The organism is Arthrospira sp. PCC 8006 (assembly GCF_046480465.1).
Lineage (GTDB): Bacteria > Cyanobacteriota > Cyanobacteriia > Cyanobacteriales > Microcoleaceae > Limnospira > Limnospira platensis.
In genome coordinates, this window is record NZ_PKGG01000635.1 from 1 (window position 1) to 303 (window position 303).

Below are 303 nucleotides of genomic sequence, written 5' to 3' on the forward strand. Positions count from 1 at the left end.
TATATTAGTCGTCAATATGACTGTAGCTGAACTCTGGTTAGCACATAAACAGCACAAGTTGCAACTCTATTTAATCTCAATCCGATTAAATGAGCGATCGCCAATATTCCGACAGGGATTAAATAGAGTTGCAACTTGTGCTGTTTATGTGCTAACCAGAGTTCAGCTACAGTCCCATTGACGACTAATATAGTAGCCACGACGGTATTAGGTCCTGAGATTTGACCCAAATGGAGAATCACCAAATTACCGAAACTTTGGGTTAAAGCCAGTGTTGACCACCACAGAGGACCCCCACTCCAA

The 303-nt window shown here is 42.2% G+C and carries 1 pseudogene; it reads right to left on the bottom strand.

The features are described 5' to 3' along the window. Window positions 1-11: 11 nt before the first annotated feature. A pseudogene (locus B9T16_RS29695) lies at window positions 12-303 on the bottom strand (hypothetical protein); the annotation flags it as partial.